Raw genomic sequence first — 6,407 nt, forward strand, 5'->3', positions numbered from 1 at the left:
CCGACTACCGCGCCCTAACCGCATAACCAGCACGAAGAATCACGAACGCCGCGTACACCACCTCAAAGGACTTGACCCATCGCGGAAGAGAGGCTGACCCGTGGGGTGTCCGCCGAGGAACTGGATGGCGTTCTCGCGTTGTCGACGTGACGACATTGGCGCGGCTATGTTGACTCGATCGCTGGGTACAGCAACGTGCGCTGGCCATCCATAGTTCCGATCATGGCTGAGGTTGGCTACGCGCGAAAGCCTTTCGGCGCTCCGAAACATCCTGCGTCGAATCCGCAAACGAGCGCTCGCTCGGATCGGATGCCCCTGTGGGCAGCGCGCGCTTGCGGTCCCGAGTGTGCGGTTTCGGTACCAGCTCAAGACCCAGGCTCATCGATGGATCGAGGCTTAGTTGTTCTCGACTGACGGGTCCACGGCGACAAGGCCAGTTCTCGCTGCCGCATGCTCGATCATCGTTCGTACTGTCGCGATCAACTCCGGCATCTCATCATGTGAGATCGAGACCATACCGTCTCCGTACCGCGCGGCGGCGCGCTCACTCCGGAGTCGCTTGAGAAGCGAAAAGAATCCGTCCGGTGCATTTCCCAGGCGCTCGTTGTCGCGGAGCCACTTGTCTCGAAGGTTGTGGAATGTCGTCTGTTCGGACTGGCCGAGCATCTGCGCCTGAACCGTCAGCTCGGCGGCCGAGAGCAGGTTATCGATCGCTGGGCGGAGCGCGCGCGCGTAGTTCCCCTCGGCGGTTTCGAGGTAGTCATCGGCCAAGCCGAGAAGCTCAGCGTTGCGCTGCTTGTTGTACCGGAAGTCGAAGGCAACGTAGCCGCTCGCCCCCACCACGACGTACGCCAGCCAACCGCTGTCGGCGTGGATGCCAACGGGCCAGAAGGCCTCCAAGCTGCTGACATTCTCCGACGTGACCACCTCACCTTTTGCTATCGGAGCCGAGGCAACGGCCCGTGCTTGGAGGGAGACATCGTCGTTTAACCGCACGATCGGCGTTGCACCGAACGGCGGGAGCTCGATGACCGCTTTGCCGACATCGGCCCGTGTGAGCCCATGGCCGCGTCGAGTCAACTCGGCGTCGACCCACGTTGTGAACATCATCTCGACGATGTTCTCGCCGAATGAGTCGGCCTGCTCAGCGTCGGCGTCGGTCATCAGCGGAGCAGGCTCACGGGGATCTCGAGCTGCTCATCGCGCCCTTCGATGTGCGCGTAGGCCGCAATCGTCCCGATCTGCAGCAACCCGAGAGTCGCATCATTGAAATGAACGACGACGGCATCCGTCGTTGCCGTGACACTGTCTGCCAGGTAGTTGGCCTGAGTTGCGGTTTCATTGTCGAAGATCCACGCAGTGATTTCGGTGCTGAACCTGACGCCGAACCGCTTACCCCCGTTTCCGGCGGGGTCGTAGTAGAACATGCCATATCCGAAGTACTCGGGCGTTGGGGTCTCGACGGGGTCGCCGAGACCCCACGTCACCTTGACGGAGTCTGCGTCCTCTTCGACGAGTACGGATGTGACAGTTCGGGGGAGGTCCGGTGCTGACATGTTCTCCTCGTAGGTTCGCTGCTGGTTCAAGCCGCATACTGCAACACTGCGATGCCGGTACCCACGATCGTCGCGAGGCCCACAAGCGCTGCGCCGATCACCTTCGCCCGGGTCCAGAAGGGCCTCGTCGCGTCTTCGCGGGGAATCGTGACAGTGCCTCCCTCGGCGGCCTGAGCGATATGAACGCGATTTCCTCGGCCCTTGATAACGAAGCTCACGGCGTTGGCGGCCTGGGCCGGGGTGGGTAGCGACTGCCCGGCTGGGGTGCTGGAGCGAAGCTCGGCGATGAGTTCGGCGAGGCGGGTTCGGATCTGGTCGAGCACACCCTCAAGCGCGACGGTGCTGACGCTCCAGTACAGGTCAGTGATGTGGCCGTTCAGCTCGCCTGTCATGTTCATGTAGCTGACGAGATCTGGAGCCCCGGGAGGCAGCAGCTTCACTACCTTGTCGCCTCTCTGCTGGTCGACCATGCCGCGAATTTCTCGTACGCCCATGCGCAGCGGGACGACCTCTTTGATCTCGTCTCGGGCAAAGTCAGGGATGTCGAGCGCGCCGATTGTCTGATGCCTGATGCTGCCGCCCGGGACCGATCCGTCGATCTGGAGCGGTGCATGCACGGATCTGTACGACGGGAGCTCGTCCTGCTTCTCGTAGCCACGGAGTTCCATAGAGGCCCAGTCGCGTAGCTCCGCAGACCCGGTGTTGCCGCCCAGCAGAATGAGCTTGCGCAGCAGCGTGTCGAGCGGCTTCTCGTCGAGAAGATCGCGTTCGATCTGCGACAAGAGGGTTCCGCGTTTGTTGCTCACTCTTGAAGTATCTCGTCAGGTGCGGACACCCGTCCGCCGCGACACAAAGTGTGCACGCATCGGTTGGCCGCTGGGGCACCGCAGCGGCCACCACGTCCGTGGGGCATGCCCCCAAAGGTTCCGCCCGCGTGTCGCTCCCCGGATGCCGACGGGGATCACGGCGGCGCATCCCGCCACGCCGACATGGCTTGGCAGCGGATCGCGCAATTGCTCCTCGTAGGATTTCGAGAGCGAGCAGCCAAGGGCGTGGCTTTCGGCGCTGCGATCCGACGCACTCGCGACGAGAAGGGGACTCGAATGGGACGTCAGCCAACCGGGGCCGAAATCACTGAGTCAGCGCCACAGCTGTCGAGCTTGGCACCCGAGTACTCATTCCCTGCGCACGGCGTCTACTTCACGATCTTGAAGAGAACGATCGACACCCAGCCAGAAGTGCGCAACATCGCACTCGCTGGCACGTACGGCACCGGCAGGAGCAGCATCCTTCGCCAACTCGCGAAGGTGTACGACGGGCGGGTTGTTGAGCTTTCCCTACTCACCCTCGGCGTGCAGCCAGAGATCGTTGTGCCGGGCGGGGACTCGAACACGACTGAGCATAATGCTCAATCAGACCAGAACCTGCAAGAACCGCGGGATTACGACGATAACCTAGGAGCCGGGCGACATCCCGCAACCGCTAGAAACATGCCGCGATGAATGGTTCGCGGGCAGATTGGGTGCAAAAATCCCTGATCAATGTGGCAAATGCATCGCCCGCCGAGCTCGCCGCTCGGCTCCGAAATGCGCCTCGGCTACAGTGAGCACGAAATGAGCATATTGCACTACCGAGAGTTGTAAACGCCGCTATCTGTGAGCAATATGCTCAAGCTGGCATGCGTGATGCCAAGCCGGCAAAAGCCGCCAGATGGCACCCGGCGCGGCACGCTCATCGCCCAATCGACGGCCCTCCGCGCTGAGACGGCCTCCCCTGGGGTGCCGATGGCTCGTACGTCCTGCCGGGGTTGTGCGGGTCAACCGCTGGTGCCCGCCGAGGCTCCTGGATCCGCACTTCCGGCGCGAGACCCGCATCACGCGCGCGCGTCATGAGGCGGGTCGCGGTGCTCTGGCTGGTCTTGAGCGTGTCGGCGACGAGTTTGATCGGGGGGTAGCTGATTGCCGTCGCGACGCGATAGACGGCGATCGCGGCGTACAGCGAGTCCAAGGGTGCGCGCTCCTCCTCCGCCGGCTGATACTGTTCGCGGATGGAGTGGCTCATGCCGGCACGAGGCATGGAGCGCGCGGCGTACAGGCTCACGCGAAGCTTCGATTCCGTGCTTTCACGCGACCACGCAACTCGTGTCGTCGTCATCCGCGGCGGACCGGGTTCGGGCAAGTCGACCACCCTGCAAGCGCTTTATGAGTACGCAGCACGTCAACAGGACCGCGAGTATTGGCCACGGTTCCTCGGTCAGAGCGGCGGAGCGCCGCTACCGGGACTGTTGGCCCCGGACGAATTCACGGTGCCGCCCGGAACGGGATTGCCGTGGATCTGGTTGGGGTTGAGCGGTCGAGACCCGTCGATCATCGAGAGTGCACAACTTCAGTGGATGCAGCATGCGAGAGCGTTGCTGGAAGCTATTCACCGTATTGATGACGCACCCGCGGAACGGTGGCGATACGCGCGGGACCTGGCATTCTTGGTCGGCAAGTACATCCCCGTTGTCGGGCAGGGGATCGATTTCCTGGGAGACATGGGGGATCTTGGCGACCTGCTAAACCGCGGGCCAGCCTTGTTTGCTTCTCGCCGACGACGGCTCGATCAAGCGCTGAAGGTCGATCACAGCCGTCGGTTCTCAACGCGGGAGGCCGCAGCAGGAGAGCTCGCGGAGAGCGCAGAAGCCATGGGGAGGCTAGCTGGACTGGTCCCGCTCATTGTCGCTCTGGATGATGCCGAGGATGCCCCGAGCGATTTGTTCGAGACGCTCGAGCGGGTCATCAAGGTCCCTGGCTCACGAGTTCTGCTTGCCCTCACGTTGGATAGTGACCGAATTGCAGTGGACAGCGCTTGCCACCGCTTTCTGCAAGGGACGGAAGTGTTCGTTCCTACTAGTGAGGTGGCGGGTCGGTTCACCGACCAAGAACTGGCAAAGCTGTGCATGGCGCGGATGCAGGAATCTTTCGGGGAGGGAATCTCCGACGCCGGAGCCCTTGGCGCGGTTGTCACCGCGGCAGACGGTGTGCCAGGCCGTTTGATCGGCGCGATTTCGCGCAGGTCGATCCGGGAAGCACTGGCAGGGCATTCAGCACTCCCCCCTATACAGCCTGCGTGGCTACGAGCACCTGGACCCGAGGCCGCCTGGAGTGCTCTGCAGAACACTGCACGCACAGCGCTGGCACTGGTAGCGTGTCACGGCCCAGAGACCATGGCGTCCTGGATCAGCTCCGAGAACGTAGAAGTCGCGCGTGCAACTGGGTGGACCGAAACGGTCGAATCAGGTGGCTACGGAATCGTGCGATTCCGCAGCATCTCGTTGTTCACGGCCGCGTCCGCTGCCAAGAAGGAACAACTGAGCACTCTCGAAATCGAAACGCAGAGTGCCATCGTCCGCAAGGAACTGACCCAGCGAGCCGAAACGCAGGACTGGTCCGATATACCGTCACTCACGGGGATGGCGCTACTTCAGAACCTCGCTGACACGGAATTGGACATCTCCGATCGACTACGCGCAGCGCTGTTACGAATGCGTCGCGCGTCTGGGCGTGAGACGGCAGGCGAGGATCTCTTGAACCTGCTTCGCCATCGCCACCCCCGGGGCGAGTTGCTCCTGGCCACGGTGGAGGCCCTTACGGATGCGGGATACGCTCGTACTGCGATCGACGCATACGAAGGCGAACTTGCACGGCTCAGTGATCGATACGGACCCGACGCCCCGCAGACCCTCCCCCCAATGCACAATCTTGCGGGGGCGTGGGGCGCGTATGCCCTAAGCCGAACGCAGGCGGATTCCGAGGCAGATTGGGAGCACACCTTTGGGCTTTTCAATCGAGTAATCCAGGGCTACGAACGTGATGCGCAGACGCGCCAAGTTTTCCCCGCGCGTCTACTCCCGGACACCAGAGTTGAACTCGCGCGGCTTTACCACCGCGTCGGCCGATACTTGGAGGCCTACGACACTTTGCTTCCCGCGATCAACATTTACGAAGCCCTGCTTGGAGCGGATGATCGAGCCGTGCTAGCTGCCCGAGGGGACCTCGCCAGGTATCACGGTAAGGCTGGCGACCTAAGGGCCGCGGTGAAGGAGCATAGATTGCTTCTGCACGACAAGAGGCGGGCCCTAGGCGAGTCTGACATCGCCACATTGACTACTTGGGGCAATCTGGCTGCATTCTTGGGTGAGGCGGGCGATTGGCCAGACGCGGTCGCCGAACTTGAAGCACTCCTCCCGAAGCTTGAGTTCTCACAAGGGCCCTATTACGAGGGGGTCCTCGCGACTCGTTCCAACATCGCTCGCAACAGAGGAATGATGGAGGACTGGAAAGGCCAGGTGGCGGCGCTGGAGGCTTTGTTGCCTGACCTGCTCAGGACGAAGGCGAGAGACGATCCCAACACGATTGTTTGCCGACTCAACCTTGCGAATGCCCGGGGCAAAGCCGGCGATCGGCGGCAGGCGATCGAGGAACTGGAAAAGGTACTGGTGGACTCCATTCGCGTACAGGGCGCCGATCACCCCACCACCCAAACCATTCGCGAACGGCTCTCCCAGTTTCGAGGCGACGAAGAGAGGCCTAACCGGTCGTAGGTCCGGTTGTCAAACTCCCCCGGCTCGGCCGAGCGGGCAGATTCGGGCACGAAGTCAGCCACCGACGCTCCACCCGACCCGGGACGCGATAGGGCTGGCTTAGATTGCGCAGCATATAGTTGCACCAGCCGTGATGACTGAGCGCATTGGTCAAAGGGCGACTGCCGGTTAGCAGGATGGCACTCGCCGTGGTCAAGTCCTTTGAGGTGGTGTACGCGGCGTTCGTGATTCTTCGTGCTGGTTATGCGGTTAGGGCGCGGTAGTCG

General features: G+C 62.4%; 6 protein-coding genes. 2 read left to right on the plus strand and 4 right to left on the minus strand.

The window, feature by feature from the left end:
• Window positions 1-396: 396 nt before the first annotated feature.
• From ACPW96_RS22975 to ACPW96_RS22985, 3 genes are read right to left on the minus strand one after another with little or no spacing between them, the layout of a single operon-like run.
• Window positions 397-1,164, minus strand: coding sequence for a hypothetical protein (locus ACPW96_RS22975; protein WP_425886036.1), 768 nt, complete (start codon window positions 1,162-1,164; stop codon window positions 397-399).
• Complete coding sequence (locus ACPW96_RS22980) at window positions 1,164-1,556, minus strand: hypothetical protein (RefSeq protein WP_425886038.1); 393 nt, start codon at window positions 1,554-1,556, stop codon at window positions 1,164-1,166. Before ACPW96_RS22980 ends, ACPW96_RS22975 begins: the two co-directional genes overlap by 1 nt.
• A 26-nt stretch (window positions 1,557-1,582) precedes the next feature.
• Window positions 1,583-2,362 (minus strand): hypothetical protein, encoded by a 780-nt coding sequence (locus ACPW96_RS22985; protein WP_425886039.1) that lies wholly within the window; start codon window positions 2,360-2,362, stop codon window positions 1,583-1,585.
• Between the two features lie 297 nt (window positions 2,363-2,659).
• Between ACPW96_RS22985 and ACPW96_RS22990 the strand changes: the two genes are divergently transcribed.
• The gene (locus ACPW96_RS22990) at window positions 2,660-3,058 is read left to right on the plus strand and encodes a hypothetical protein (RefSeq protein ID WP_425886040.1); all 399 of its coding nucleotides are present in this window, start codon (window positions 2,660-2,662) and stop codon (window positions 3,056-3,058) included.
• 229 nt (window positions 3,059-3,287) lie between these two features.
• Here ACPW96_RS22990 and ACPW96_RS22995 read toward each other — a convergent pair whose 3' ends face one another.
• Complete coding sequence (locus tag ACPW96_RS22995; RefSeq protein ID WP_425886041.1) at window positions 3,288-3,617, minus strand: hypothetical protein; 330 nt, start codon at window positions 3,615-3,617, stop codon at window positions 3,288-3,290.
• On the opposite strand from ACPW96_RS22995, the gene ACPW96_RS23000 reads away from it, so the two are divergent.
• Complete coding sequence (locus tag ACPW96_RS23000; protein ID WP_425886043.1) at window positions 3,604-6,141, plus strand: tetratricopeptide repeat protein; 2,538 nt, start codon at window positions 3,604-3,606, stop codon at window positions 6,139-6,141. The genes ACPW96_RS22995 and ACPW96_RS23000 overlap by 14 nt on opposite strands.
• Window positions 6,142-6,407 lie beyond the last annotated feature (266 nt).

Source organism: Micromonospora sp. DT81.3 (assembly GCF_049847225.1).
Classification (GTDB): domain Bacteria; phylum Actinomycetota; class Actinomycetes; order Actinomycetales; family Microbacteriaceae; genus Microbacterium.